Consider the following 26,489-nt stretch of genomic DNA (forward strand, 5'->3'; position numbering starts at 1 on the left):
CCTCACCACCCCACCCCGCTGACCCGCACGCTCCGCGCGGAACGGCAGCGACCGCGACCGCCAGCCCCGCACCACAAGCCCACACACACTGCACAGCGGACGACCGGGGCCGCCAGCCACGGTCGAGAGGCGGCTGAGACGAGCGGCGCGGCCAGTACCAACAGCCGAGGCCGAGTCGCGCACCACAAGAGCCCACGCGATACGCAGCGGACGGCCAGGGCCGCCAGTCGCGGTCGAGGGTGTTGCGGCGGGCGGCCCGGCCGGCGCCGACCGCCGAGGGCGCCAGTCGCGCACCACAAGAGCACACACGCTGCACAGCGGACGCCCCCGAGCCGTCAGCCACGGTCGGGGGACGGCTGAGGCGAGCCGCCCGGCCCATACCAACGGCCGGGGCCGCCAGGCGCGGTCGAGGGTGTTGCGGCGAGCGGCCGGCCGGGGGCGTCAGTTGTGGTGGAGGGTGTTGAGGCGGGCGGCTTGGCGGGTCAGGTGGTCGCGTTCGGCCAGGTTGGGCGCCTTGCGGGCCGCCTCGGCGTACAGGCGGGCGGCCGTCGCCGGGTCGCCGTCGCGCTCGTGGAGGTACGCCGCCACGGCGGTGTGGCGGGGCAGGGAGTCGTCCAGCGCGGCGAGCGCCGCCAGCCCGGCGCGGGGGCCGTCGGCCTCGCCGACCGCCACCGCGCGGTTGAGCCGGACGACCGGGCTGCCGGTCAGCCGCACCAGTTCGTCGTACCACTCGACGATCTGCACCCAGTCGGTCTCCTCCGCGGTGAGCGCGTCGGCGTGGAGCGCCGCGATCGCGGCCTGGGCCTGGAACTCGCCGAGCCGGTCGCGGGCCAGGGCGGCCTGCAGGATATCGATGCCCTCGGCGATGGCGGCCGTGTCCCAGCGGCGGCGGTCCTGCTCGGCGAGCGGCACCAGCCCGCCGTCGGGCGCGGTCCGGGCGGCGCGGCGGGCGTGGTGGAGCAGCATCAGCGCGAGCAGCCCCGCCACCTCCGGATGGTCGATGGCGGCGGCGAGCTGCCGGGTCAGCCGGATGGCCTCGGCGGCCAGGTCGACGTCGCCGGAGTACCCCTCGTTGAAGACCAGGTAGAGGACGCGCAGCACGGTGGCGACGTCGCCGGGCCGGTCGAACCGGACGTCGGAGACGGTCCGCTTCGCCCGGCTGATGCGCTGCGCCATGGTCGCCTCGGGCACCAGGTACGCCCGGGCGATCTGGCGGGTGGTCAGCCCGCCGACGGCGCGCAGCGTGAGCGCGACCGCCGATGCGGGCGTCAGCGACGGGTGGGCGCACAGGAAGTAGAGCCGCAGCGTGTCGTCCACCTCGGACGCGGACCCCGGCGCCGGCTCCTCCTCGAGGAGGTCCTCGCGGCGGCGGCGGGCGGCGTCCGCCCGCGCCGCGTCGAGGAACCGGCGCCAGGCCACGGTGACCAGCCAGCCCTTCGGGTCGCGCGGCGGGTCGTCCGGCCAGACGCGCAGCGCCTCGACCAGCGCGTCCTGCACGGCGTCCTCGGCCGCCGCGAAGTCGGCTCCGCGGCGGACGAGGATCCCGAGGACGTTCGGCGTGAGGCCGCGGAGGAGGACCTCGTCGACCGGAGCGTTCATTCCGTGATCGTGGGCGCCTCGCCCAGGAACGGGCGCACCTCGAGCCACTCGTGGATCGGCTTCCCGCCCGCCCCGGGCGCCGCCGACAGCTCCCCGGCCAGCTCGACGGCGCGCTCGTACCCGTCGACGTCGATCACCATCCAGCCGGCGATGAGGTCCTTCGTCTCGGCGAACGGGCCGTCGGTGACCGGCGGGCGCCCCTCGCCGTCGTAGCGGACCCACGTCCCCTCGGGCGCGAGCGCCTGGCTGTCGACGTACTCGCCGGTCTCCTCGAGCCGGGCCGCGAAGTCGTTCATGTACTGCACGTGCGCCGAGATCTCCTCCGGCGTCCACCGGTCCATCGGCGCGTCGTTCACCGCGGCCGGGGCGCCTCGGTAGTGCTTCAGCAGCAGGTACTTGGCCATCGCTTCTCCTCGATGCTCGTACGACCCATCTTGGTCGCGCTCACCCCTGGGACGAAGCCGTCCCCTCGTTCTCGACATCACCACCGAAAATTTTTTGGTCGCCGAGTGGGGCGGGTCAGCATTGGACGTGGAGGGCCTCCAGGCCGCGTAGGACGAAGCCGGGCTTCCACTTCGGGTCGACGGTCGGGCGGAGTGTAGGGGCGGCTCTCAGGAGGGCGCCGAAGGACTCGGCGAGCTCGATGCGGCCGAGCGGTGCGCCGAGGCAGTAGTGGATGCCGAGGCCGAAGGTGATGTGCGGGTTCGGGTCGCGGCCCAGGTCGAGGCGGTCCGGGTCGGCGAAGACGGCGGGGTCGCGGTTGGCGGACGCGAACAGCAGGGCGACCTCGGCGCCGCGCGGGATGTCGACCCCGGCGACGGTGATGTCTTCGAGGACCCAGCGTTCGAACATCGGGGCCGGGGTGTCGTAGCGCAGGAGTTCCTCGACGGCGGTGGGCACGAGGGACGGGTCGGCGCGGAGCCGGTCGAGTTCGCCGGGGTTGCGGAACAGCGACCACCAGCCGTTGCCGGTGGCGTTCACCGTGGCCTCGTGCCCGGCGTTGAGGAGCAGGACGCAGGTGCCGATCAGTTCGTCCTCGGTGAGCCGGTCGCCGTCGTCGACGACCTGGGCGAGCGCGCTGATCAGGTCGTCGCGGGGTTCGTCCCGGCGGGAGCGGGCCAGGCCCCGCAGGTAGTCGGAGAACTCGACGGCGGCGCGGACGGCCGTCCGCTGGGTCTCCTCGGACGGGTTGAGCTCGTACATGCCGCAGATGTCGGCCGACCAGGGGCGCAGGAGCGGCCGGTCCTCCGGCGGGACGCCCAGCATCTCGGCGATCACGTTCACCGGGAGCGGCTCGGCGACCTCGGCGAGCAGGTCGCCGCCGCCCTTGGCCGCGAGGGTGCCCGCCAGCTCCTCGGCGAGTCTCCGGATGGTGGGCCGCAGCCCCTCCACCATGCGTGCGGTGAACGCCTTGGAGACCAGCCGCCGCAGGCGGGTGTGGGTCGGTGGCTCGACGTCGAGCATGCCGGCGCGGACGAGGTCCCAGAAGGGTTTGAGGAACTCCGCCTCCGCCGGCCGGCCGAACTCCTCGTGCGTGGCCGTGTGCAGGTACGAGCGGCCGAGCCTGCGGTCGCGCAGGAGCGCGTCGACGTCCTCGTACCGGCTGATCACCCATTGGTCGGTCGGCTCGTGGAAGAACACCGGACGTTCGTCCCGGAGCCGCTCGAACACCGGATAAGGGTCGGCCACGAACTCGGGCGACCACGGGTCATAGGACATCATCCCCGAACGATATTTCGCGTTGGTGCGCGTCTGTCCAGGCTGTTTCATGGGACGCCTCCGTCTCGGGCGGTCGGGACCGGTCCGCCCATCCCCCACGCTGGGCGGACCGGCCACTTCATGCTCGGTCAGGGCCGGGAGGGGGTGAAAGAAAACCGCGGCCTGTGGATAACTTCGTCAGCCGTGCCGGCGGGCGAGCACCTCGCCGATGACGCGGGCGCCCTCGGGGAAGGCGCCGGGGTTCGGGCCCGCGTAGCCGAGCCGCAGGTAGGGGCCGGTCGGTTCGGCGGGGAACCACTCGTCGCCGGCCGCGACGACGACGCCCGCGGCCTCGCAGTCCCGGACGAGCCCGGGCAGGTCGGTGGCGTCCGGCAGCCGCACCCACAGGTTCAGCCCGCCCTGCGGCACGTCGAGGCGGGCGGACGGGACGTGCTCGCGGATCGCGCCGGCCAGCAGGTCGCGGCGGGCGGCGAGCTGGCGGCGGACGCCCCGCAGGTGCGTGCGCCACGCCGGCTGGGTGACGACGTCGAGCGCGACGGCCTGCAGCACGCCGCTGACGTACATCGACTCGGCCTGCGCGTCGGCGAGGATGCGCTCGCGGGCGGGGCCGCGCGCGACGACCCCGGCGACGCGCACCGCGGGCGAGACGCTCTTGGTCAGCGACCGCAGGTACACGACGTGCCCGGCGTCGTCGCGGGCCGCGACCGGGGACGCGTCCGCGGCGATGCCGAAGTCGTGCGCCCAGTCGTCCTCGATGAGGAACGCGCCGTGCCGCCGGACGAGGTCGAGGACGCGGTCGGCGACGTCCGGGGACCAGCGGGCGCCGGTCGGGTTGGCGAAGGTCGGCTGGGCGTAGAACGCGCGGGCCCCGGTGTGTTCGAAGGCGCGCGCCAGTTCGTCCGGGTCGGGTCCGTCGATCCCGCTGGGGACGGGCACGATCCGGACGCCGACCTGCGCGGCGGCGAGGATCGCGCCCCAGTACGTCGGGGACTCCGCGAGGAGCGGGCGGCCCGCGCCGACCAGGGCGCGGAAGGCGCCGCCGAGCCCGCTCTGGCTGCCGGGGACGACGATGACGTCGCTCGGCGCGGGGGGTGCGGCCCACGCGGGGGCGGCGGCGCCCAGCTCGGCCGCGAACCACGCCTGGAGGTCGGGCAGCCCGGCGGACGGGGGACGGCCGACGGCCGCGTCGCCGCGCGCCGCACGGGCGAACGCCGTCCTGACCAGGCGTTCGGGGAGCAGTTCGCGGTCCGGGTAGCCGGAGTGCAGCGCGATCACGTCGTTGGGGGCCTGCCGCAGTGCCGTGGACGTCCGCGGGATCGGGTTCTGGGGCGACCCGAGCGCGGCGGTCTGCCAGCCGTAGTCGTTGGGGCGTGGCAGGCGGACGGCCCGGACGAACGTGCCCACGCCCGGACGGCTTTCGACCAAGCCTTGGGACGCGAGGGTCCGCAGCGCCTTCTGCACTGTGACGGGACTCGCCCCGTACTGCGCGACCAAGGACCGCGTGGACGGCAGCCGCGCGCCGGGCGCGGCGGCGGCGATCCAGTCCCGGAGCCCGGCCACGATACGCGCACTGCTATCGTCTTTCATGAAGGCTGATAGTAGCGCTACTCTCTCGAAGCCCGTTCCGCTATCCCAGGCGGGACTCTGGTGGGGGCTGCTCGGGGTCGCGGCGTTCTCGCTCACCGTCCCGTTCACCCGGATCGCCGTGCAGGGCGGCGGGATGTCCCCGCTGTTCGCCGGTGCCGGACGCGCGGTCGTCGCCGCGGCCCTCGCCGCGGCCGCCCTGGCGGTCACGAGGCAGCGCCCGCCGCGCGGCGTCCAGTGGGTCCGCGTCGCGGTCGTGGCGGGCGGTGTCGTCGCCGGTTTCCCGCTGCTGACCTCGTTCGCGCTCACCACCGCCCCGGCGAGCCACGGGGCCGTCGTGATCGCGCTGCTGCCCGCGGCGACGGCGGTGACGGCCGTGCTGCGCGCGCACGAGCGCCGGCCGGCCTCGTTCTGGCTCGCGGCGTCCGTCGGCGCGGTCGCCGCCGTCGGGTTCGCGTCGCTGCAGGGCGGCGGGCTCGGCAGGCCGCACGGGTCCGACCTGCTGCTGTTCGGGGCCGTCCTCGCGGCCGCGATCGGCTACGCGGAGGGCGGTCTCCTCGCCCGCGAACTCGGCGCGTGGCAGACCGTGTCGTGGGCGCTGGTGGTGTCCGCGCCGCCGATGCTCCCGGCCGCCGCGGCGTCGCTCGTCCGGCACCCGCCGACCGGCGGCCCGGCCGAGTGGGCCGCGTTCGCCTACCTCGGGGTCGTGAGCATGTTCCTCGGCTTCTTCGCCTGGTACCGCGGGCTCGCGATCGGGCCGATGGCGCGGGTGGGGCAGGTCCAGCTCGTCCAGCCGGTGATGACCATCGGCTGGGCCGCGCTGCTCCTGGGCGAGCCGCTCACCTGGCCGACCGTCCTCGGCGGCGTCGCCGTCGTCGCCTGCGCCGCGAGCGCCGTCCGCACCCGGCGGGGACGGCCGGGCGGCGCCGGAAAAACCAGGTGAGGACCGCTTTCCGCTCTGCGACGATCACGAGACAGGTGATCATCTTCCTGAGGAGCTTCCGTGCCCCGTGCCGTCACCCTGATCCGTTCCGCGTCCCTCTCGGACGTCGCCGAGTACGCCTACGCGGCCACCGCCCCCGCCGACGCCCGCCTGATCTTCCTCGCGGGGTCGTGCCCGCTCGCCGACGACGGCTCCACCGTCGCCGTCGGCGACTACGCGGGGCAGGCGGCGCGCTGCGTCGAGAACCTGCGGACCGCGCTCGCGGACGCCGGCGCCTCGCTCCAGGACGTCATCAGCACGCGGGTCCTCGTCGCGTCCGCCCGCCAGGAGGACCTGGTGGCGTCCTGGCAGGTCGTCCGGGACGCGTTCGGCGACCACGACGTGCCCAGCACCCTGATGGGCGTGACCGTGCTCGGCTACCACGACCAGCTCGTGGAGATCGAGGCCGTCGCGGCGGTCCTCGACTGACGGACCCGCCGCCCGGACGGGCGTCAGCGTGCGGCCCAGTGGGACGGGTCGCCCGCCGCGGCCTTGCGCGCCGCGCGCGCCCTCCGGGCCGTCGAATCGACGATCGCGCGCGCCTCGCCCAGGTCCCGGTCGGCCGCGGCGACCTGGACGGACCCCGGCGGCGCGTCCACATGGACAGTCGCCAACCCCAGAAGCCTCTGGAGCGGGTTCACGGTCAGACGGACGCTCTGCGCGCGCGCGTGCGCGATCACGTCCGTCCGTCGGCAGGGCCAGCCGTGGCGGGTCACGAACACGACGTCGTCGGTGCCCGCGCCGTCCGGACGGTCGATCGCCACCGACTTGCCGGACGCCGGGAGGAGCGGGACGGCGTCCACGTGCGTCCCCGGGAACACCTGCGACACCAGGTGCAGCGCGACGTGGCGCGGGGCGACCGGCAGGAGCGTCGAGGACAGGGCCTGCCGCTCGCCCGCGTACCCCGCGACCGTGATCTCGACCCGCACCCAGCCGAGGCTCCGCCAGATCGCCGGTTCGACGATGCCGACGGCCTGCACGCGGCCGGGAGGAAGCGTCTGCATGCGCGTCTCGAGGAGCCCGTACCGGAGTCGGATCCCGTCCGGGGACAGGGCGACCCGGAAGTTCGCGTACATCACCATGGGGGCGACCACCGCGCGGAGGAGGCCGAGCAGGATCGGCACGGTGACGGCCAGGATGCCGCCTTCCGTGTAGACCACCATGAACACCAGGGTGCCGAGGAAAAGCAGGATCGTCCCTATGACCGGCCAGCGCAGCAGCAGGGACGAGAACAGCGCACCGAAGGGGACGCGCCACACGTGCCGTTCGGGTGCCTCCGGGGTGTGGCCCGGCAGCCCGGCGGCGAGGGCGAGCAGTTCCGCGCGCAACTGCTGCGCGGAGTTCCGCCCCACGTACCGCAGGACGATCTCGCTCTGCTCGCCGCCCGCCAGCTCCACCCGGACCTCCGCGAGCGCGAACACGCGGGTGACGAGCGGGCGAACGATGTCGACGGCCTGGATGCGCGACAGCGGGATGCGACGCTTACGCTTGCGCAGCAGCCCGGTCTCCACGACGAGGTCGTCCCCGTCGACCCGGAAGCGCAGCGCCAACCACGTCCACAAACCCGTGCCGACCGCGATCACGGTGACCGGCACCGACACGATCAGGAACCGCGCGATCACCTCGGGGGTGAGGGAGAGGACGATGCCCTCGTCCGTCTGGGTCAGCAGCAGCGGAAAGCCCAGCAGGACGAAGTAGACGATCAGGAACACGAACGCACGGAGCGGCGCCGTGGCCCAGTGCAGCCTGTGGGTGCCCTCGGAGAACCGCACCGGCGGCCGCATCGGATACCCGTGCGGCGGCCCCGGGTACGGGTGCCCCTGGTACGGGCCGGGCGGACCGTAAGGAGGACGCGGCGGCCCGTAGGGTCCGGGCGGACCCGAAGGCGGTCCGGGCGGACCCGAAGGCGGGCCGGGCGGACCGTACGGGCCCGGCCGTCCCTGCGGGCCGGGCCCACCGGGCGGCGGGCCGTGAGGACCGGGCTGCGGACCGTACGGGCCGGGCGGGGGGCCGTAGGGGCCGTTCACAGGCCCATGCTCCTCTCCTCGCCCTTCTGCGCGAGCCGGTCGCGCAGCAGCGCGGCCTCCGCGGCGGGCAGGCCCGGAACGGTCGCGTCCGTGGCGGCCGCCGCGGTGTGCATCCGGACGGTCGCGATGCCCATCCAGCGCTCCAGCAGCCCCGCCGTGACGTCCACGAACTGCATCCGCCCGTACGGGACGACGATGAGGCGCTTGACGAACACGCCGTGCGTGAGGATGAGGTCGTCGGCGCGCTCGGCGTACCCGAAGGACCGGCGGTCGAGTTCCGCCACGATCCCGATGACGACGACCGACAAAACCACCGCGGCGCCCCACATCGCCGACGCGGCGACGCCTCCGTCACGTCCGAGCATGAAGACGCCCAGCGCCCCCACGGGGACGGCCCAGAGCACGGCCGTCAACGCCCGCTGCCAGGTGTGGCGCTTGGAGATCGGCCACCACTTCTGCCCGCCGCCGGGGGCGAACGCCTCGTCCGGACGGTACCGGGGCTGTGCGGCGACCGGCCCCGCGGCGTTCGGACCGTCTCCCGGCACGGGCCGTCCCGGCGCGCCTTGCACGGGCCCCTGCGGCACGGGCCCCTGCGGCATCGGGCCGGGCGGCGGCGGGTGCGCGGCGGGGTCGTACGGCTGTCCGCCGTGGTTCGGGTTCATCGGACCCTAGTCAACCGGAAACGGGCATCGGCCGCCATGGGAGCATGGCCCGGTGACCCGAGCGGCGGAGACGCGACCATGACCACCGAACGGATCGTCGGTATCGGCGCGGGCTCGAACTCCTTGGGCAAGGAGCTCGCGACCGAGGACATGACCCTGAACATCGGGCCGCAGCACCCGTCCACGCACGGCGTGCTCAGGCTCCGGCTGACCCTGGACGGGGAGCGCATCTCCGCCGCCGAACCCATCGTCGGGTACATGCACCGAGGCGCGGAGAAACTGTTCGAGGTCCGCGACTTCCGCCAGATCCTCGTGCTGGCCAACCGGCACGACTGGCTGTCGGCGTTCTCCAGCGAGCTCGGGGTCGTCATGGCCGTGGAGCGGATGCTGGGCATGGAGGTGCCCGTCCGGGCCGTCTGGGCCAGGACGCTGCTCGCCGAGCTGAACCGGATCCTCAACCACCTCATGTTCCTGGGGTCGTACCCCCTGGAAGTGGGTGCGATGACCCCGATCTTTTACGCGTTCCGTGAGCGTGAGGAACTGCAGCGGGTCATGGAGGAGATCTCCGGCGGCCGCATGCACTACATGTTCAACCGCGTGGGCGGCCTGAAGGACGACCTGCCCGCCGGCTGGACGGGACGTGCGCGCCACGCCGTCTCGGTCGTCCGGGGCCGGATGAGCGACATCGCCGACCTCATCCTGGACAACGAGATCTTCCGCGCGCGCACACGCGGCGTGGGTGTGCTCACCGAGGAGCAGATCCTGCAGTACGGGGTCTCGGGCCCGATCGCCCGCGCGTCCGGAGTGGACTTCGACCTCCGCAGGGACGAACCGTACCTCGCCTACGACGAACTGGACGTCCGCGTGGTGACCCGGTCGGAGGGCGACGCGCTCGCCCGCTTCGAGTGCCTCCTCGACCAGGTGTACGCGTCCCTGGACCTCGCCGACGCCTGCCTCGACCGCCTCGCCGCGCTGCCGAAGGGCCCGATCAACCAGCGCCTGCCGAAGGTCCTGAAGGTCCCGGAGGGCCACACGTACGCGTGGACGGAGAACCCGCTCGGCATCAACGGCTACTACCTGGTGTCGCGCGGCGAGAAGACGCCGTGGCGGCTGAAGCTGCGCTCCGCGTCCTTCAACAACGTCCAGGTGCTCGCGGAACTGCTTCCCGGCAACCTCGTCGCCGACATGATCGCGATCCTGGGCTCCATGTTCTTCGTGGTGGGCGACATCGACAAATGACCCGCACGGACTCCGGGCGCAGAGCGCCCTACGTCCGCGCGTGACGAGCCGCCGCCCCCACCCGAACGCCATGCCCCCACGCACGGGCAGGACGCCGCACGCGGCCCGCGTCCACTCCGCGCAGAGTCGTGCCCCCGCACGCGGGCCGTACGCCGCCCGAGGCTTCCGCGCGGGGTTCAGGCTCGGGAGGCGCCGTTGCGGCGCTCTTCCTCGTCGTCGGGGCCGCCGGGCACGCGGCACGCGTACTCGAGGAAGAAGGCGGCGCCCACCAGGACGGCGGCGGCCAGGAAGGTCGCGCCGCTGGCGAAGAAGTCGTGCCGGGGCGTCGGCTTGTCGAGGGCGTTCACGACGCTGACCGCGAACCCGCCGAACACGCCCGCGATCACCGCGGCGGCGTGCGCGCTGGCCTTGCCGAGGGCCGCGAGCCGCGCGACGGCGAGCGGCTCGACCGGGCGCGTGCCGGGCTTGCGGCGGATGCGGCGCATGACGTTGAAGCCGCTGACCCCCTCGGCGAGGGCCAGCAGCAGCAGCGTCGGCACCGTCGTCCACGGCAGCGGCGGCAGCGCCAGGTAGGCCGTGCGCAGCACCGCCCAGGTGATCACCGCGACGACGACCAGGAGGCCGACGAGGAAGAGCGGGCGCGACGGCTTCATGCAGGCTGCTGCAGGGTCAGGTCCGTCCGGCGGTGCACGGCCGACGGGCCGCCCTCCGCGAGTTTCGCTTCGGCGAGGTCGCCGACGCGGCCGTGCCCGGGCAGCAGCACGTCCGGTTCGATGTCGGCCCAGGGGACGAGGACGAACGCGCGCTCGTGCGCGCGCGGGTGCGGGAGCGTCAGGTCGGGGTCGTCGGAGGAGATGTCACCGAAGACCACGATGTCGATGTCGAGGGTGCGCGGGCCCCACCGGACCTCCCTGACCCGCTGCATGGAGTTCTCGATGTTGAGGACGCGCTCCAGCAGGTTCTCCGGGGGGAGCCGGGTGTCGGCCACGAGGATGACGTTGAGGTAGTCGTCCTGGGGCGGGATCGACTCGCCGGGGGGCGCGTACGGCGCCGTCTCGTAGACCGGGGAGCATGCCACGAAGTCGAGTCCGGGGGCGTCGAACAGCGCGTCGACGGCCTCCTGGAGGTTGTCCAGGCGGTCGCCGAGGTTGCTGCCGAGGGAGAACACGACCCGGTGGTGGACGAGCATGTGCCCGCCGGTGGCGGTGCGGTCGGGCATGCGGTCGTGCGCGGTCATGGGCGACTCCTCTGGATCTTCACGGCCACGTCCGTGAAGGGGTGCGGCACCGGGGCGTTCGGCTTGTGGACGGTGATCTCGACCTCCGAGACCGCCGCGTCTTCCAGACATATCTTCGCCAGCCGCTCGGCCAGCGTTTCGATCAGGTCGACGGGCTCGCCCCCGACCGCGGCGACCAGCCGGTCGGCCAGCGACCCGTAGTCGACGGTGAGCGACAGGTCGTCGTCCGCCGCCGCCGGGCGGGTGTCCAGGCCGAGGACGGCGTCCACGACGAACTCCTGGCCGAGTTCGCGCTCCGCCGGGAGGCAGCCGTGCCTGCCCCTGGCCCGCAGGCCGCGCAGTTCGATGCGGTCGAGACTCATTCTTCCTCTGTATCAGCGACGTTCAGCACGGGCGAACCGTGATGGAGCAGGAGCCGCCATTCTCCTTCGACCCGAACGAACACATTGGTGGCGACAATGCTTCCCCCTGCGAGGAATCCGGCCTCCGTGTCCTCGTCGGCGGTCAGGACGTTCTCCTTGCACGTGACCACCGCGTGGTCGCCGTACACGTCCGTCTCGACGTCGGTCAGCACGAACTGGATGTAGGTGGTGTTGGCCATGATGAGGGCCCACGACCGCAGCACCTCCTCGCGTCCGCGCAGCATGGTCCAGCCGGGGTGGACGCAGGAGACGCCCGCGGCGTGCGCGCCGTCCGCCCAGACGGCCGCCATGCGGTCGTAGTCGCCCGCCTCGAACGCGGCGTAGAACTCGGCGTGCACCTCGCCGACGTCCGCGCGGTTCACCGCTGGGTTCATGGCCGGTCGCTCCCGAGGTCGGTGCCAGGACGGTCGTCGCGGTCGGCGCCCGCGGCCCGCACGGCCGCCGCGACGCGCACGGCGTCGGCGTTCGGACGGACGCGGTGCACGCGCACGCACCAGCCGCCGGCGGCGGCGACGAGCGACGTGATCGCGACCGTGGCGTCGTCGCATTCGCCGAAGGGACGCGGCGTCCCGTCGGCGTCGGTGAGGAGCCTGCCGAGGAAGCTCTTGCGGGACGCCCCGACCAGAACCGGGTAGCCCGTGCCCGTGAACGCGTCCAGATGGGCCAGCAGCGACCAGTTGTGCCCGGCCGTCGGGTTCTTCGCGAAACCGAGGCCCGGATCCAGGATCACCTTGGCGGGGTCCAAGCCTTCCTGCAGGACGACGTCCACGCGCTGCAGCAGCTCGTCGCGCACTTCGCGGACGACGTCCTCGTACACGGCGCGGGTCTGCATGTCGTGGCTGTGCCCGCGCCAGTGCATCACGACGTACGGGACGTCCGCGCGCGCGACGGCGCGGGGCATGTCGGGGTCGGCGAGGCCGCCGCTCACGTCGTTGACGAGCCGGGCGCCCGCCTCGATCGCGGCCTCCGCGACCTCGGCGCGCATGGTGTCCACGCTGACCGGGACGCCCTCGGCGGTGAGCGCCTCGATGACGGGCACGACGCGGCGCAGCTCCTCCTCGCGGGACACGCGCTGCGCGCCCGGACGCGTCGACTCGCCGCCCACGTCGACGATGTCGGCGCCCTCGGCGACCAGGTTCAGCCCGTGGTGGATCGCCTTCTCGCGGTCGAACCAGGCGCCGCCGTCCGAGAAGGAGTCGGGGGTCACGTTGACCACGCCCATGACGAGGCACCGCCCCGGCGCGGGCAGTCCTGGAACATCGGCAGCGGTCATGGCATCAACCCTATGTCGTGGTCTCGGTGTTTCGATCTCGCGCCCCGTCCGCCGTACCGCCCGCCGTCCCGCGCGGCGCGCCCGTCCCGCCCGTCCCGCCGGTGGACGGCCTCCGCGCCCTCCCCGAAAGCGCCGGAACGGGCCTCAGCTCGTCGCTGAGGCCCGTTCCGGCGTCGATGCGGACTCGGTATGGAATCGCGGTCAGGAGCGGCCCAGAATCAGGCTCATCGCCTCGGCGCGCGTCTCGGGGTGATCGCGGAAGTCGCCGCGGACGGCGGACGTCACGGTCCGCGCGCCCGGCTTGCGGACGCCGCGCATCGTCATGCACAGATGCTCGGCCTCGATCACCACGATGGCGCCGCGCGGCTCCAGGACGTTCATGAGCGCGTCCGCGACCTGGCTCGTCAGGCGCTCCTGCACCTGCGGGCGCCGCGCGTACACGTCCACGAGCCGGGCCAGCTTGGACAGACCGGTGATCTGCCCCTTCTGGTTCGGCGTGTAGCCCACGTGGGCCACGCCGTGGAACGGGACGAGGTGGTGCTCGCACACGCTGTACACCCCGATGTCCTTCACCAGGACCATTTCCTCATGGTCGGCGTCGAACACCGTGGTGAGCGCCTCTTCGGGACGCTGCCGCAGGCCGGCGAACTGCTCGGCGTACGCGCGCGCGACCCGCGCGGGGGTGTCGCGGAGCCCGTCGCGGTCGGGGTCCTCCCCGATCGCGAACAGGATCTCGCGGACGGCCTTCTCGATCCTGCCCTGATCGAACCCGGGGGGCGCGTCGGGCAGGGGGGTGTCGTCGAAGGGATCGGTCAACGGGGTCAGCCTTCGCCCTTGAGCGGGTCGGTCGTCTCCGGGCTCGGCACGCTGCTCTGCCCGTTGCCCTGGCCGTTCCCCTTGGTGAGGTCGGTGACCTCCTGGGGGCCCATCAGGGCCAGCTCCTTGGCCGTCAGCACCGGCGGGCGGTCCGACGGGAGGCGCTTGCCGTACCCGGTGTAGGAGTTCTGGTGCGGCCGCTTCTGGATCGGCGCGAAGATCTCGAGGACCTGCTCCTTGGAGAGGGTCTCCTTCTCCATCAGGTTCACGACGAGCTCGTCCAGGACGTCCCGGTACTCGGTGAGGATCTCCCAGGCGGTGTCGTGCGCCGACTCGATGTAGCGGCGGACCTCGTCGTCGATCGCGGACGCGATGTCCTCGGAGTAGTCGCGCTCGTGGCCCATGTCGCGGCCGAGGAACACCTCGCCCTGGCCCGAGCCGAACTTGCGGGCGCCCAGGCGCTCGCTCATCCCGTACTCGGTCACCATGTTGCGCGCGATCGAGCTGGCCTTCTCGATGTCGTTCGCCGCGCCGGTCGTCGGCTCGTGGAACACGAGCTCCTCCGCCGTCCGGCCGCCCAGCAGCATCGCGAGCTGATCGGTCATCTCCGAGCGCGTCGTGAGGAACTTGTCCTCCATCGGCAGGGTCATGGTGTAGCCCAGGGCCCGGCCGCGCGGCAGGATCGTCACCTTGTGCACGGGGTCGGAGTTCGGCAGCGCGTGCGCCACCAGCGCGTGCCCGCCCTCGTGGTAGGCGATGATCTTCTTTTCCTTCTCCGACATCACGCGGGTCTTGCGCTCCGGCCCGGCCATGACGCGGTCGATGGACTCCTCGAGGGTGTCCATGTCGATCAGCTTGCGGTCGAACCGCGCGGTCAGCAGCGCCGCCTCGTTGATCACGTTGGACAGGTCGGCGCCGGTGAACCCGGGCGTGCGCCGCGCGATGACGTCCAGGTCGACGTCCGGGGCGAACGGCTTGCCGCGCCCGTGCACGCGCAGGATGCCCTTGCGGCCCTCCAGGTCGGGGCGGTCCACGGTGACCTGGCGGTCGAAACGGCCGGGACGCAGCAGCGCCGGGTCGAGGATGTCGGGGCGGTTCGTGGCGGCGATCAGGATGACGCCGCCCTTGACGTCGAAGCCGTCCATCTCGACGAGCAGCTGGTTGAGCGTCTGCTCCCGCTCGTCGTGGCCGCCGCCGAGGCCCGCGCCGCGGTGCCGTCCGACGGCGTCGATCTCGTCGATGAAGATGATGGACGGGGCGTTGGTCTTCGCCTGCTCGAACAGGTCGCGGACGCGCGAGGCGCCGACGCCGACGAACATCTCGACGAAGTCCGAACCGGAGATCGAGTAGAAGGGCACGCCCGCCTCGCCGGCCACGGCGCGCGCCAGCAGCGTCTTGCCGGTGCCGGGCGGGCCGTACAGGAGGACGCCCTTGGGGATCTTCGCGCCGATCGACTGGAACTTCGCCGGGTTCTGCAGGAAGTCTTTGATCTCCTCGAGTTCCTCGAGGGCCTCCTCGGCTCCCGCCACGTCGGCGAACGTGGTCTTCGGGGTGTCCTTGGTGATGAGCTTGGCCTTCGACTTGCCGAAGTTCATCACCCGGGAGCCGCCGCCCTGCATCTGGTTCATGATGAACAGGAAGATCAGCACGATGATGACGATCGGCAGGAGGCTGAACAGCAGGCTGACGAACATGCTCTGCTGCGGGACCTCGATGTCGTAGCCGCCGGGGAGGTTGTTCGACCCGGCCTGCTTCTGCAGCTGGTTCTGGAGCTCGAGCCCCTGGCCGCTGACCCAGGAAGCCTGCTGCTGCTCACCGCTCTTGAGCGTGACCTCGATCCGCTGATCCTTGTCGATGATCTTTGCGGACTTCACCTGGCCCTGGGCGATCTCCTGGACCACCTTGGAGGTGTCGACCTTCTCGTACGAGCGGCCGGGGTTGACGCCCCACATGACGAGGGCGACCAAGAGGCCGAACAGCAGGATCCACAGCAGCGGCCCGCGAAAATAGCGCTTCACGTCCATTTATCCGGTTACCCCTTCGGGGCCCGTCCCTCCTGACCAACGTCTGTGTGCGATCCTCGCCCGCCCCGGAGGACGGACGCCACTGCGACCAACGACGGTCCCGCCGTGGCTCCGGACCACCGTGGCGGTCCCCCTTCTACGGCTCCCCGGCCTTGGGGCCCGGGACATCGACGGTACACCGCTGGGAGCAGAAGACGCAGCCAGCGCTGTCTCCTGGCCCTTTCCCTATACCCGTCAACGACCCTTGCAACGATCCGTCACGGCCGCTTGTTCCCTGACGGGCCGTTCCTACCGGTTCTCCCGGTGCTTCCCACCTGCTCGCCGTTCGGGCCGCCGGGCCCCGCCGGGCCCCCTCCCAAGGACGTCAGGACCCGTCGCCGCCGTAGACGTGAGGCGCGAGCGTCCCCACGAACGGCAGGTTCCGGTACTTCTCCGCGAAGTCGAGCCCGTACCCGATGACGAACTCGTTGGGGATGTCGAAGCCGATGTACTTCACGTCCAGCTCCGCCTGGACCGCCTCCGGCTTGCGCAGCAGCGCGCAGATCTCCAGGGACGCGGGCTTGCGCGAGCGCAGGTTGCTGACCAGCCACGACAGCGTCAGCCCCGAGTCGACGATGTCCTCCACGATCAGGACGTGCCGGTCGAGGATGTCGGTGTCGAGGTCCTTCAGGATCCGCACGACGCCGGACGACTTGGTGCCCGACCCGTACGACGAGACGGCCATCCAGTCCATCGACGCCGGGGTGTGCAGCTCCCGCGCCAGGTCCGCCATGATCATGACGGCGCCCTTGAGGACGCCGACGAGGAGCAGGTCGCGGCCCGCGTAGTCGGCGTCGATCTGCCCGGCGAGCTCCCGTACCTTGGCCTGCAGATCGGCCTCCGGGATCAGCACCTTCGCCAGGTCGTCGCCCAGGTCCTTCTCGTCCACAACCCCACCCTCATCGTCGTGATCGCGTCCGCCCGGCGCACGGCCCGCGCCGCGGCGCACCGGGCGTCAGCCGGGTTCAGGCCGGGCCGAACAGCAGCTTCCCATACCGCCTGAAGGCCCTCAGACCCCCGGGCAGGTCCACGTGCCGCTGGCCGCGCCAGGCCGTGACCAGCCGATCCACCGCATCGACATGGACGGCCGCGAGCGTACCGGGTGGACTGCCCGCTTCGACCGCGGACGTCCGGAGTACGCGCGTCCGGACGGCTCTCGGCAGTTCCGCGAGCCCGTCCAGGCGCACTGCGACGGGGTACCCGTCCTCGGGGGCTCGCAAGTCCGCGTAGGCGCGTGCGGCGAGATCGTCCAGGACGTCCGCGTCCTCGCGCAGCATTCGCGCCGTGCGGGCTAGGGCCTCCGTTACCCCGGGGCCGAGTGCCTTCTCCAGGGAAGGCAAAGCGTCGTTGCGCACACGCACGCGCGTGTAGGCAGGGTCGTCGTTGTGGGGGTCGTCCCAGGGTTCAAGTCCCATTGCCAGGCAGGCCCGGCGCGTGGTCACCCGATCGAGGTCGAGGAGGGGGCGCAGGTAGCGCACGCCTGCGCGGCGGGTGAAGGCGGGCGGCATTCCGGAGAGCGAACGCGTGCCGGATCCGCGCGCCAGGCCGAGCAGGACGGTTTCGGCCTGGTCGTTCAAGGTGTGCCCAAGGAGAACCGCGGCGGCGTCCAGACGGCGTGCGGCATCGTCCAGCGCCGCGTACCGGGCGTCGCGGGCGGCGTTCTCCATCCCGCCCTGTGTCCCCACGGTGACGGCGACGGAACCCGCCGGGTCCAGCCCCAAGTCGGCGAGCGTGCGCACCACCGCGTCAGCGCGCGCGCCCGATCCTTCTTGCAACCCGTGGTCGATCGTCACGGCCCCCGCCGGGATGCCGAGCCTCGGGGCTACGAACGCGAGCGCCCCCGCGAGGGCGAGGGAGTCCGCGCCGCCGCTGCACGCGGCGAGCACCAGGCCCGCCGGACGTCCGGCGGCGCCGTCCGCCGCCCCTCCCGGCGGCGGCAGGTCGGCCAGCACGCGCCGCACCGCCAGGCGGACCGCCGCGACGGCCGGATCAGGACCCACTCAAGCCTCGTTCGCCTCCGGCGGGGCGGTGTCGATGGCGCGCGGGCCCACGACGCGGTCCATCCACAGTTCGGGTTCCTTGATCTCCAGGTGCGTGGGCAGGCTCTCCGGAGAATCCCACACCTTGTTGAAGCCGCTCATACCGGCCTCGGAGACGACCCGCCGGACGAACCGCGAGCCCTCCGCGTACTGCTTCATCTTCAGGTCGATGCCGAGGAGCCGCCGGATCGTCTTGTCCATGCGGCCGCCGCCCTCGCGGCGCCCCTGGAAGCGCGACCGGATCTGCTGCACGGACGGGACGACCTCGGGCCCGACGGCGTCCATCACGTAGTCGCCGTGCCCCTCGACGAGCGTCATCACGGCCGTCAGCCGGTCGAGGATCTCGCGCTGCTCCGGGCTCTGGATGGCGTCGATGAGGTTCGAGTCCCCGCCCCGGACGGCGTCCGCGACGGCCTCGGCCGCGTCCTTGATCCGGTCGAGCATGGCGCCCGGGTCGAGATCGGACGCCAGGAGGAACTGGGTCATCTGGCTCTGCACGTACTCGCGCAGCCACGGGACGCCCGTGAACTGCGCGCGGTGCGTCTCCTCGTGCAGGCACACCCACAGGCGGAAGTCGCGCGCGTCCACGCGCAGTTCCTGCTCCACGTGGACGATGTTGGGCGCGACCAGCGTGAGCCGCCCCGTCGGCGCGCGTCCGTCCGGGTCGGGCGGGAGGAACAGCTCGTACTGCCCCAGGACACGGCTCGCCATGTAGGCGAGGATCGCGCCGACCTGCGCTCCGGTGACGCGCGACCCGACCGCGTCCACGACCAGGTTGCCGGCGCCGCCGAGCGGCCCCGGGCCGCGCTTCTCGGTCATCTGCTCCATGAGCGGCTCGAGCACCACCCGGAAGCCGTCCACGTTCGCCCGGATCCAGCCGGGCCGGTCCACGATCGTCGCCGGGTCGGGATCGAGTTCGGAGGCCATGCCGGTGAACTCGCGCACGTGCCCGTGCGCCAGCTTGGACAGTTCGCGCAGTTCGGCGACGACCGCACGGGCCTCCGCGTGGCTGACCTGCGGTCCCGGACGGACGAGCCGGGTCCCCGCCTGGACCGCCACATTCCAGTCGATCATTGAGGCGCTCATGTACTCCACCGTACGTTTCGACGCGGCGCCGCAGCGCCTCTCCACGATCGTTCAACGAACAACCGTTCTGGTTATCTCCCGTGGCGCACTCCCCACACGCTCACGTCCGCGGAGACCGCCCGGACGGACGCACCGGAACGCCGCGAACCGACGCGGGCGGACACGGGCGGACACGGGCCGGCGCGGGGTTCAGCAGCCGCAGCGTGCGACCTCGGCGGCCAGCCGGTCGAGCGTCAGCGGGTTCACGTACCCCTTCCCGTCGCCCAGCATGAACGCGAACGCCAGCAGCCGGCCGTCCGCGTCCCGCACCATTCCCGCGAGCGTGCTGACGCCCGCGAGCGTCCCGGTCTTGGCCCGGACGACCCCGGCGCCCGCGCGGCTGGCCTGCCCGGAGTAGCGGGGCGGGCCGAGCGTGCCCGAGAAGCCGGCCACGGGCATGCCCGTGATCGTGGCGCGCAGGTCCGGGTGCTCCGCGTCGGCGGCCAGCGAGACGATCCGGGCGAGCGCGACCGGCGTGATGCGGTTCGCGGGCGACAGCCCGCTACCGTCGTTGACCACGACGCCCTGCTCGACACCGAGCTCGGTCAAAACCTGCGTCACCGCCTGCGCGGCGCCCTGGAACGACGCAGGAAGGCCCTTATTCATCGCCACCTGCCGTGCGACGGCCTCCGCCACATCGTTGTCGCTCTCCGTCAGCAGGTACTCCACGAGCACCGACATCGGGGGCGACTGCACGGCGCCCAACTGCTCCGCCCCGCCCGTCCCGGTGACCTTGCGCCCGGGCTTGGCGGGAACCCCATGCTTGGTGAGCAGCTGCGCGAACTTCGCCGCGGCCACGCCGGCCGGGTCGGCGACCCTGGTCCGCTTGGTCGGGTCCTGCGGCGCGGCCTTCCCCTTGTCCACGGCCAGGGCGGACACGGGAGCGACCTCGCCGTCGGGTATGTAGTTGGGCTTCCAGGTAGGCGCCGCTCCCGCCCCCTGGTAAGCGGACGCGTCGAAGTCCACCCGTACCTGGCCGATCCCGGCCGTCTTCAACGCCGCCGCGGTCTGCTTCGCGAGGTCGTCCAGTGACGCGAACGGCGGAGAGCCGCCCTCCCGGCCCGCCGGAAGCGCCGTCAGGGTAGGATCCCCGCCTCCGACCAGTACGATGCCGCCTCCGGCGCCCCGCACGACCCGCGTCGTGATCCGGTGCTCCGGGCCGACCGAGGCCAGCGCCGCCACCGACGTCGCCAGCTTCGTCGTCGAGGCGGGCGTGGCCGGCCGGTCGCCGCGGTGCCCGAACAGCGTCCGCCCGGTGGCGACGTCGACGACGACGGCGCTGAGGTCGGCCCCGGCGCCGCCGATCGCCCCGGACAGCCGTCCCGCCAGGACGGACGCGTCCGGCATCGGGCCCGTCCCCGGCTCGGCGGCGGAAACCCCGGCGGGGGACCCGGCCGAGACCCGGACGACGTCCCGCACCGCCACGCTCGGCGGCTGCGGGGACAGATGCCTGGCCGGTGTGAGTTTCACCACTGCGAACGCCGCGGAGACAGCGAAAACGTTAAGGAGGGACAGTGACAACAAGACGAGGGCACGACCCCGTCCGGACACGTCGCCGCCCCTCTCCCACTCAGCACTCACCAACGTGCGACATCCTTATATAAGGGAACACCCACACCGTGGGGGCCGGCCTCGCCCGCACAGACCCCCGAAAGACTATTCACTGCGACGCGCAGGGAGCGGAGGACACCTTGGATTTCGACGTCACCATTGAGATCCCGAAGGGTCAGCGGAACAAGTACGAGATCGACCACGAGACCGGTCGCATCCGCCTCGACCGCATGCTCTTCACCTCGACGCAGTACCCCGCCGACTACGGGTTCATCGACGACACCCTCGGCGAGGACGGCGACCCCTTGGACGCGCTCGTCCTGCTGCAGGAGCCGACCTTCCCGGGCTGCCTCATCCGCTGCCGCGCCGTCGGGATGTTCCGGATGACCGACGAGGCCGGTGGTGACGACAAGGTCCTGTGCGTCCCCGCCACCGACCCGCGCATGGAGCACCTGCGCGACATCCACCACGTCCCCGAGTTCGACCGCCTGGAGATCCAGCACTTCTTCGAGGTCTACAAGGACCTGGAGCCCGGCAAGTCCGTCGAGGGCGCGAGCTGGGTGGGCCGCGTCGAGGCCGAGGTCGAGATCGAGCGCTCCCGCAAGCGCGCGGTGGAGCAGGGCGGGCACTGAGCCCGCCGGGGGCCGGCCGCCCCGCCCGCGGTACCGCTCGTCGCAGGCGATCGAGGACCCTTCCGTACGGGACGCGCCCTACGGGAGGGTCCTCGGCCGTTCAGCCGGACGGACGGGTCGCGCCGATCAGGTCGCTCCGGTGCACGCCCGCCACGCGCACCCGCGCCCCCGTGTACGGCGCCTCCACCATGCGCCCCTCGCCGATGTAGATGCCGACGTGGTGGATGGTGTCCGGGTCGGACGTGTCGTGGGCGAAGAACACGAGGTCGCCGCGGCGCAGCTCGTCCAGAGGGACGTGCGGCCCGGACGTCCACTGCGTGCCCGTCCAGTGGTCGAGCCGTACACCGGCCTTGTCCCACGCATACATCGCGAGACCCGAGCAGTCGAACCCGCGGACGCCCGAACCGTGCTCGATGCCGTAGCTGGGGCCGTCCACGGTGCCGCCGCCCCAGGAGTAGGGCGTCCCGAGCCATCTGAGCGCCGCCCGCGCCACGATGTCGCCGCGTGCGGTAGTGGACGGGACGGCCCCACCCGAGTCGGCTGGCGCGGAGTTCGCCTTCTGTGCGGCCTGCTCCCCCAACGCGCGTTCTCGCGCGCGCTTTAGTTCGGCGGCGCGCGCTTCGGCGACCCCCAGACGACGTTCCAGTTCCCGTTTGCGGGCCTCGATGCGTTCGACGGACGCCCGCTGCCGTTCCACGGCGTCCTCTGCACGGCGCCTCGCCTCATCTGCACGGCGGGCCGCTTCGCTCTGCTTGGCCAGAGCGTCCTCCGCTTGGCGCCGGAACAGGTCCTCCACGTTCCTGGACGCCTCGACCCGGCGCAGCATTCCGGCCCGCTGCTCGGCCAGCATCCGGGCCATCACGGCCCGGTCCATGAACCCCTGCGGGCCGCCCTCTCCCGCCACCACCGACGCCAGCCGGTCCCGCCCGCCGCCGCCCCGGTACATCCGCGCCGCGTACGACGCGAGATCGGCGCGCGTCTCGCCGACCCGCCGCCCGGCGTCCGCCAGCCGCCGCCGCGCGTCCTGATGGGCCGCGCGGGCGCGCTCCAGCATCACCCGTTCGCCGTGGTACCGCTCCACGGCGGCCTGCGCGTCCGCGACGAGCCGATGCAGGGCGCCGTCCGCCTCGGCCAGTTCGGCCTGCGTCCGGCCGACCTCCGCGGCGCGCTCCCGCACGTCCTGCCGGCTCTGCCGCACGTCCCGCGCCCCGGGCGGCGGCTCCGCCGGGGGCCGCGCGGCCGAGGCCGGGACCAGCCAGGTCAAGCCGATCGCGATGCCGGACGACAGAGCGGCCAGGCGCAGTCCGGTACCGCTGATCCGGAACGTGCCGCCGCGAAACTCCGTCGCGCTCATGATCACGTCCTCCCCCCGACGCGTGATGCGCAGCGCGAGCATTCGATCACGGATCGTAGTTCAGAAGATCGTCGGGAGGAACGTCCGGCGCCGCGTTGCGGCGGACCGTTACCCGGCCGGGGGCGGGCTTTGGTCGGACGGCGGCGGGGACGGCGGCTCGTCCGTCGGCGACGGCGGCGGCGACGCGGCGGGCGTGCCGCTCCCGGTCGGCGGCGGCTTCGGCGGCGCGGGCGCGGACGGGGACGTGCGCGGAAGCGGCCCGGCGGGACTCCCCGGAGGACGCGTCGACGCGCCCTGTACGGACCCCGAAGGCCCCGGAGTCCCGTCCTCGGCCAACGACCGGGGAACCGCACCCGGCGTCTGCCCCTGGACGGAAGCGCCCGGCGACGTGCGCCCCGGGCCGGGCACCTTCCCGGACACGGCGTTCGGAGACGGCGAACCGTGCACGCGCCCCGGCCGGGGACTGGGGTTCGGACCGACGATCGTGTCCACCCTCTCCGCGTCACGCCCGTCCGTGTCCAACGACGCCCAGGCGAGGCCCCCGCCACCGAGCACGACGATCGTGGCGGCCCCCAGAACGGCGCGCTTGCGCCACGCCCCCGCGGCGGCGACGCGCTTCCGGGCCGGACGCCCGTCCTGGAGCGGGAAACCCGCCGACGTGAAGCCCGAAAGGTTCGTGGCGACGAACAGCCGATACCCGACCAGTTCGGAATCCGTGAAGCAGCTCACCACGCGGAGCCGGAGTTCGTCCGGCGGAAGGACGACCGGAAGCAGCCCGAACACCTTCGACGCCGACACCGCACGCGGACAGAACGGCTTGCACTGCGCGCACGTCTCCGCGTGCCTCAGCAATCGGCCGTCCACGTCCGCACCCGTACTTCTCTGCCTCAGCAGGGTGGCGCGTTCTGCGCATCCGTAGGGCCCTTGACCTTCCAGCATCTCGGCCGTCAGCGTCTGCTCAAGCTCCGCATGCGCGCGTTCGAGCGTCCCCTGCACGTCGCCCGGCGCGAGCCCCAGCACCGCGCCCAGTTCCGGGGCCGACAACCCGTGCCGCAGATGCAGATCCAGAACGTCCTGCGAGAGCGGCGAAAGCGCCTGCACGGCCTTCCAGGAGATGAGCCGCTCATCGACGTCCTCCTGGTCGTGGCTCGCGACCGGCGGATCGGGCGCACGGTCCTCCGAAGGCGGACGACGCGCGCACTGCATGCGCGCGATGGCGTACAGCCACGGGCCGAACAGTTCGGGGTCGCGGAGTTTGTCGATGTGCGCTTCCGCGGCGATGAAAGCGTCGCGCAAAGCGACCTGAGCGTCGTCCCGCGCCTGCGTCCGGAACCAGCAGTACGCGTACAGCCGGTCGCCGTAGGCGCGGTAGACCGAGGCCGGCGCGTCCGGCTCCCGCGCCCGCAGCGCCTCGACCAGTTCTCGGTCGTCCATGACAGAAAGGTAGGGGCTCCAAGACCGCTTTACCGGCAAATTCACATGATCGGACACACTGTCGAACTCAATTCGATGACCATTATTCCTCCGCTTAACTTTTGCGGAGAAAGAAACAATCACCCCACTTTGTCCACTTGCCCGAATTCGATTTGACAGTGTCACGATGACAGTGTCATCATCGGGCCATGGACGACACCTGGACGATCGGCGAGCTGGCGGACCGCGCCGCGGCGGCCCTCGCGGCCGGCGGCGAGACGCCCGCCAACGGCCGGGTGCGCGACCTGCCGAACGAACGCCTGATCCGCTGGTACACCACGATCGGCCTCGTCGACCCGCCCCTGGGCCGCCGCGGCCGCACCGCCCTCTACGGCCGCCGGCACCTGCTCCAGCTCGTCGCGGTGAAACGCCGCCAGGCGGCGGGCCGCTCGATCGCCGAGATCCAGGTCGAGCTGGCCGCCGCCACCGACGAATCACTCGAACGCATCGCCGACCTGCCGGCCGCGACCGGCAACGAGCGGGAGCGCTTCTGGCGCGAACGCCCCGACATCTCCTACCGGCCCGCGACCGTCACCGGCTACGACACGCCCCGCCCGCCGGTCGTCCAGGGCGTCCGCCTCAGCCCCGACGTCACCCTCCTGCTGGAGGCGCACCACCTGACCGACGCCGACCTCGACGCCATCGCGTCGGCCGCCCGCCCGCTGCTGGAAGAACTGCAACGCCGAGGTCTCACCCGATCCGCCGCCCCTCCCCGGAGGTCCCAGTGACAGTGCGCATCCACGAACTGCCCGATCCCCCCGCGCCGGACCCCGAAGGCGGGCTCGGCGCGCTCACCACCGAGAAGGGCAACCTGCCGCTCGACACTGTCGGCGTCCACGCGACCATCACCGGCCACGTCGCCGGCATCGACCTCGTCCAGGGGTTCCGCAACCCGTTCGACGTGCCGCTCGAGGCGACGTACATCTTCCCCCTCCCCGACCGCGCGGCCGTCACCGCGCTCCGCATGGAGGCCGCCGACCGGGTCGTCGAGGGCACCCTCAAGGAGCGCGGCAGCGCCAGACGCGACTACGACACCGCGATCGCCTCCGGTCGGCGGGCCGCGATCGCCGAGGAGGACCGCCCCGACGTCTTCGCCATGCGCGTCGGCAACATCCAGCCTGGCGAGCGTGTCAAGGTCGAGCTCCGCCTGGCCCAGCCGCTCTCCCGCGACTCCGCCACCGAGGCGACCTTCCGCTTCCCCCTCGTCGTCGCGCCCCGCTACATCCCCGGCGCCCCCCTCGACGACGAGCGCGCCGGGCCCGGCACGTCCGACGACACCGACACCGTCCCCGACGCGTCCCGGATCAGCCCGCCGGTCCTCCTGCCCGGCTTCCCCAACCCGGTCCGCCTGTCGATCGACGTCGACATCGACCCCGCCGGGCTGCCGCTCACCGACATCGCGTCGACCCTGCACGTCGTCGCCGAGGAGGGCGGCCGCGTCAGCCTGCGCCCCGGCGAGCGCCTCGACCGCGACTTCGTCCTCCGCCTCCGCCACGCCGAGCACGAGAGCGCGTCCCTCGCCCTCGCACCGGACGAGACCGGCGACGAGGGCACCTTCACCCTCACCGTCCTCCCCTCCGGGGAGACGCGGCCCCGCCCCCGCGACCTCGCGCTCATCCTCGACCGGTCCGGCAGCATGCGGGGCTGGAAGATGGTCGCCGCCCGCCGGGCCGCCGCCCGCATCATCGACACCCTCCGCACCGAGGACAGGTTCGCCGTCCTCTCCTTCGACAACGTCATCGACACCCCCCGCGGCCTCGACCTCGCCCTCGCCCCGGGCACCGACCGCAACCGGTTCCGGGCCGTCGAGCACCTCGCCGGGCTCGAGGCCCGCGGCGGCACCGAGATGCTCACGCCGCTCCTCCAAGCGGGCGGCCTCCTCGACGACCCGTCCCGCGACCGGGTGCTCGTCCTCATCACCGACGGCCAGATCGGCAACGAGGACCAGATCCTCGCCCGCCTCGGCCCGCAGCTCCAGGACGTCCGCGTCCACACCATCGGCATCGACCGCGCGGTCAACGCCGGCTTCCTCAACCGCCTCGCCGCCCTCGGCGGCGGCCACTGCGAGCTCGTCGAATCCGAAGACCGCCTGGACGAGGCGATGCGGGACCTCCACCACCGCATCGCCGCCCCCATCGCGACGAACCTCACCCTCGACGCCGACCTCGACATCGTCCCCGGCTCGGTGGCCCCCCGCCTCGGCTCCCTCTTCCCGGGCGTCCCCCTCGTGGTCTCCGGCCGCTACCGGGGCCGCCCCGGCGCCGTCACCCTCCACGGCACGAAACCCGACGGGACCGCTTGGACCCGGCAGGCTCCCCCGGTCGAGACCACCGACCGCACCGCCACGGCCCTGTGGGCCCGCGCCCACCTCCGCGACCTCGAAGACCGCCACACCGTCGGCGAAGACCTCGAGCAACGCATCATCGACACGTCCCTGCGGTTCGGCGTCCTGTGCCGCTTCACCGCGTTCGTCGCCGTCGACTCCGAGGTCGCCGCCGACACCCGAGCCCCCCACCGGGTCGTCCAGCCGGTGGAGACCCCTTCAGGCTGGGCCGGCCAGGCGCCCCCGCAAACCGCCCGCCCGATGGCGGCCCGCTCCTACCGACCCGCCGACTTCGACCGCCACGACGACCTCGACCTCCCCGACTTCCTCCGCGCCGGCCCGTCCGGCGCGGAGGAAGTCGGGGAGGTC

General features: G+C 72.7%; 25 protein-coding genes. 6 read left to right on the forward strand and 19 right to left on the reverse strand.

Translation table 11 applies throughout. The features are described 5' to 3' along the window. Positions 1–441: 441 nt before the first annotated feature. From DMH08_RS26375 to DMH08_RS26390, 4 genes are all read right to left on the reverse strand, one after another. Positions 442–1,599: an RNA polymerase sigma factor gene (locus tag DMH08_RS26375; RefSeq protein ID WP_125618426.1), complete on the reverse strand. Its 1,158-nt coding sequence runs from the start codon at positions 1,597–1,599 to the stop codon at positions 442–444. Next, positions 1,596–2,003: a YciI family protein gene (locus DMH08_RS26380; RefSeq protein ID WP_026403540.1), complete on the reverse strand. Its 408-nt coding sequence runs from the start codon at positions 2,001–2,003 to the stop codon at positions 1,596–1,598. Before DMH08_RS26380 ends, DMH08_RS26375 begins: the two co-directional genes overlap by 4 nt. Positions 2,004–2,118: 115 nt before the next feature. Further along, a complete protein-coding gene (locus DMH08_RS26385) occupies positions 2,119–3,321 on the reverse strand; it encodes a cytochrome P450 (RefSeq protein WP_233617817.1) in 1,203 nt (400 codons plus the stop codon). Between the two features lie 174 nt (positions 3,322–3,495). After that, positions 3,496–4,905, reverse strand: a complete 1,410-nt coding sequence (locus tag DMH08_RS26390) for an aminotransferase-like domain-containing protein (protein ID WP_125618427.1) — start codon at positions 4,903–4,905, stop codon at positions 3,496–3,498. On the opposite strand from DMH08_RS26390, the gene DMH08_RS26395 reads away from it, so the two are divergent. Both DMH08_RS26395 and DMH08_RS26400 read left to right on the forward strand, forming a co-directional pair. After that, on the forward strand, positions 4,904–5,845 hold the full coding sequence (locus DMH08_RS26395) for a DMT family transporter (RefSeq protein ID WP_125618429.1): 942 nt from the start codon (positions 4,904–4,906) through the stop codon (positions 5,843–5,845). The genes DMH08_RS26390 and DMH08_RS26395 overlap by 2 nt on opposite strands. A 60-nt stretch (positions 5,846–5,905) precedes the next feature. Further along, positions 5,906–6,313: a RidA family protein gene (locus DMH08_RS26400; protein WP_026403545.1), complete on the forward strand. Its 408-nt coding sequence runs from the start codon at positions 5,906–5,908 to the stop codon at positions 6,311–6,313. A 23-nt stretch (positions 6,314–6,336) separates the two neighbouring features. On the opposite strand, the gene DMH08_RS26405 is transcribed toward DMH08_RS26400, so the two are convergent. Both DMH08_RS26405 and DMH08_RS26410 read right to left on the reverse strand, forming a co-directional pair. Next, on the reverse strand, positions 6,337–7,668 hold the full coding sequence (locus tag DMH08_RS26405) for a PH domain-containing protein (RefSeq protein ID WP_233617818.1): 1,332 nt from the start codon (positions 7,666–7,668) through the stop codon (positions 6,337–6,339). Positions 7,669–7,907: 239 nt separating this feature from the next. Next, positions 7,908–8,573, reverse strand: coding sequence for a PH domain-containing protein (locus DMH08_RS26410; RefSeq protein ID WP_233617819.1), 666 nt, complete (start codon positions 8,571–8,573; stop codon positions 7,908–7,910). Positions 8,574–8,651: 78 nt separating this feature from the next. On the opposite strand from DMH08_RS26410, the gene DMH08_RS26415 reads away from it, so the two are divergent. After that, entirely contained in the window at positions 8,652–9,812 is a 1,161-nt protein-coding gene (locus DMH08_RS26415) for an NADH-quinone oxidoreductase subunit D (protein ID WP_125618433.1), read from the forward strand. 176 nt (positions 9,813–9,988) lie between these two features. On the opposite strand, the gene DMH08_RS26420 is transcribed toward DMH08_RS26415, so the two are convergent. From DMH08_RS26420 to dacB, 11 genes are all read right to left on the reverse strand, one after another. After that, positions 9,989–10,465, reverse strand: a complete 477-nt coding sequence (locus DMH08_RS26420) for a DUF3180 domain-containing protein (RefSeq protein WP_125618435.1) — start codon at positions 10,463–10,465, stop codon at positions 9,989–9,991. After that, positions 10,462–11,049, reverse strand: a complete 588-nt coding sequence (gene folK / locus DMH08_RS26425) for a 2-amino-4-hydroxy-6-hydroxymethyldihydropteridine diphosphokinase (RefSeq protein WP_026403548.1) — start codon at positions 11,047–11,049, stop codon at positions 10,462–10,464. The genes DMH08_RS26420 and folK overlap by 4 nt, the downstream gene beginning before the upstream one ends. Further along, positions 11,046–11,411, reverse strand: a complete 366-nt coding sequence (gene folB, locus DMH08_RS26430) for a dihydroneopterin aldolase (protein ID WP_026403549.1) — start codon at positions 11,409–11,411, stop codon at positions 11,046–11,048. Before folB ends, folK begins: the two co-directional genes overlap by 4 nt. Next, a complete protein-coding gene (locus DMH08_RS26435; RefSeq protein ID WP_034519016.1) occupies positions 11,408–11,845 on the reverse strand; it encodes a nuclear transport factor 2 family protein in 438 nt (145 codons plus the stop codon). Before DMH08_RS26435 ends, folB begins: the two co-directional genes overlap by 4 nt. After that, positions 11,842–12,744: a dihydropteroate synthase gene (gene folP, locus DMH08_RS26440; protein ID WP_051300961.1), complete on the reverse strand. Its 903-nt coding sequence runs from the start codon at positions 12,742–12,744 to the stop codon at positions 11,842–11,844. Before folP ends, DMH08_RS26435 begins: the two co-directional genes overlap by 4 nt. A 201-nt stretch (positions 12,745–12,945) precedes the next feature. After that, positions 12,946–13,560: a GTP cyclohydrolase I FolE gene (gene folE / locus DMH08_RS26445; protein ID WP_034519018.1), complete on the reverse strand. Its 615-nt coding sequence runs from the start codon at positions 13,558–13,560 to the stop codon at positions 12,946–12,948. 5 nt (positions 13,561–13,565) lie between these two features. Then, positions 13,566–15,584, reverse strand: a complete 2,019-nt coding sequence (ftsH, locus tag DMH08_RS26450) for an ATP-dependent zinc metalloprotease FtsH (protein ID WP_026403553.1) — start codon at positions 15,582–15,584, stop codon at positions 13,566–13,568. Positions 15,585–15,948: 364 nt separating this feature from the next. Continuing rightward, complete coding sequence (hpt, locus tag DMH08_RS26455) at positions 15,949–16,512, reverse strand: hypoxanthine phosphoribosyltransferase (RefSeq protein WP_026403554.1); 564 nt, start codon at positions 16,510–16,512, stop codon at positions 15,949–15,951. 76 nt (positions 16,513–16,588) lie between these two features. Continuing rightward, the gene (gene tilS / locus DMH08_RS26460) at positions 16,589–17,623 is read right to left on the reverse strand and encodes a tRNA lysidine(34) synthetase TilS (RefSeq protein ID WP_125618439.1); all 1,035 of its coding nucleotides are present in this window, start codon (positions 17,621–17,623) and stop codon (positions 16,589–16,591) included. Further along, the gene (locus DMH08_RS26465) at positions 17,624–18,736 is read right to left on the reverse strand and encodes a zinc-dependent metalloprotease (RefSeq protein ID WP_026403556.1); all 1,113 of its coding nucleotides are present in this window, start codon (positions 18,734–18,736) and stop codon (positions 17,624–17,626) included. It abuts the gene before it with no gap. A 201-nt stretch (positions 18,737–18,937) separates the two neighbouring features. Next, positions 18,938–20,257: a D-alanyl-D-alanine carboxypeptidase/D-alanyl-D-alanine endopeptidase gene (gene dacB, locus DMH08_RS26470; protein WP_233617820.1), complete on the reverse strand. Its 1,320-nt coding sequence runs from the start codon at positions 20,255–20,257 to the stop codon at positions 18,938–18,940. Positions 20,258–20,478: 221 nt separating this feature from the next. Here dacB and DMH08_RS26475 point away from each other — a divergent pair, with 221 nt between their 5' ends. Next, entirely contained in the window at positions 20,479–20,970 is a 492-nt protein-coding gene (locus tag DMH08_RS26475; RefSeq protein ID WP_026403558.1) for an inorganic diphosphatase, read from the forward strand. Between the two features lie 100 nt (positions 20,971–21,070). Here the strand turns inward: DMH08_RS26475 and DMH08_RS26480 are convergent, their stop codons facing one another. Beyond that, entirely contained in the window at positions 21,071–22,324 is a 1,254-nt protein-coding gene (locus DMH08_RS26480) for an NlpC/P60 family protein (RefSeq protein WP_125618443.1), read from the reverse strand. 108 nt (positions 22,325–22,432) lie between these two features. Beyond that, positions 22,433–23,881 (reverse strand): RNA polymerase sigma factor, encoded by a 1,449-nt coding sequence (locus DMH08_RS26485; protein WP_125618445.1) that lies wholly within the window; start codon positions 23,879–23,881, stop codon positions 22,433–22,435. A gap of 65 nt (positions 23,882–23,946) precedes the next feature. Between DMH08_RS26485 and DMH08_RS41890 the strand changes: the two genes are divergently transcribed. Both DMH08_RS41890 and DMH08_RS26490 read left to right on the forward strand, forming a co-directional pair. Further along, positions 23,947–24,525 (forward strand): MerR family transcriptional regulator, encoded by a 579-nt coding sequence (locus DMH08_RS41890; protein ID WP_233617821.1) that lies wholly within the window; start codon positions 23,947–23,949, stop codon positions 24,523–24,525. After that, the coding region (locus tag DMH08_RS26490) for a VIT domain-containing protein (RefSeq protein WP_233617822.1) at positions 24,522–26,489 on the forward strand (1,968 nt) is incomplete at its 3' end. The genes DMH08_RS41890 and DMH08_RS26490, both read left to right, overlap by 4 nt.

The sequence above is a fragment of the Actinomadura sp. WAC 06369 genome, assembly GCF_003947565.1.
GTDB lineage: Bacteria > Actinomycetota > Actinomycetes > Streptosporangiales > Streptosporangiaceae > Spirillospora > Spirillospora rifamycini.

Coding starts and splice junctions, on each gene's coding strand:
- DMH08_RS26375 (WP_125618426.1), bottom strand. CDS start 1,599: ATGAACGCTCCGGTCGACGAGGTCCTCCTCCGCGGCCTCACGCCGAAC.
- DMH08_RS26380 (WP_026403540.1), bottom strand. CDS start 2,003: ATGGCCAAGTACCTGCTGCTGAAGCACTACCGAGGCGCCCCGGCCGCG.
- DMH08_RS26435 (WP_034519016.1), bottom strand. CDS start 11,845: ATGAACCCAGCGGTGAACCGCGCGGACGTCGGCGAGGTGCACGCCGAG.
- folK (WP_026403548.1), bottom strand. CDS start 11,049: ATGACCGCGCACGACCGCATGCCCGACCGCACCGCCACCGGCGGGCAC.
- DMH08_RS26405 (WP_233617818.1), bottom strand. CDS start 7,668: ATGCGGCCGCCGGTGCGGTTCTCCGAGGGCACCCACAGGCTGCACTGG.
- DMH08_RS26390 (WP_125618427.1), bottom strand. CDS start 4,905: ATGAAAGACGATAGCAGTGCGCGTATCGTGGCCGGGCTCCGGGACTGG.
- ftsH (WP_026403553.1), bottom strand. CDS start 15,584: ATGGACGTGAAGCGCTATTTTCGCGGGCCGCTGCTGTGGATCCTGCTG.
- DMH08_RS26410 (WP_233617819.1), bottom strand. CDS start 8,573: ATGAACCCGAACCACGGCGGACAGCCGTACGACCCCGCCGCGCACCCG.
- DMH08_RS26395 (WP_125618429.1), top strand. CDS start 4,904: ATGAAGGCTGATAGTAGCGCTACTCTCTCGAAGCCCGTTCCGCTATCC.
- DMH08_RS26385 (WP_233617817.1), bottom strand. CDS start 3,321: ATGATGTCCTATGACCCGTGGTCGCCCGAGTTCGTGGCCGACCCTTAT.
- folP (WP_051300961.1), bottom strand. CDS start 12,744: ATGACCGCTGCCGATGTTCCAGGACTGCCCGCGCCGGGGCGGTGCCTC.
- DMH08_RS26415 (WP_125618433.1), top strand. CDS start 8,652: ATGACCACCGAACGGATCGTCGGTATCGGCGCGGGCTCGAACTCCTTG.
- DMH08_RS26480 (WP_125618443.1), bottom strand. CDS start 22,324: ATGAGCGCGACGGAGTTTCGCGGCGGCACGTTCCGGATCAGCGGTACC.
- DMH08_RS26420 (WP_125618435.1), bottom strand. CDS start 10,465: ATGAAGCCGTCGCGCCCGCTCTTCCTCGTCGGCCTCCTGGTCGTCGTC.
- folB (WP_026403549.1), bottom strand. CDS start 11,411: ATGAGTCTCGACCGCATCGAACTGCGCGGCCTGCGGGCCAGGGGCAGG.
- DMH08_RS26465 (WP_026403556.1), bottom strand. CDS start 18,736: ATGATCGACTGGAATGTGGCGGTCCAGGCGGGGACCCGGCTCGTCCGT.
- DMH08_RS41890 (WP_233617821.1), top strand. CDS start 23,947: ATGGACGACACCTGGACGATCGGCGAGCTGGCGGACCGCGCCGCGGCG.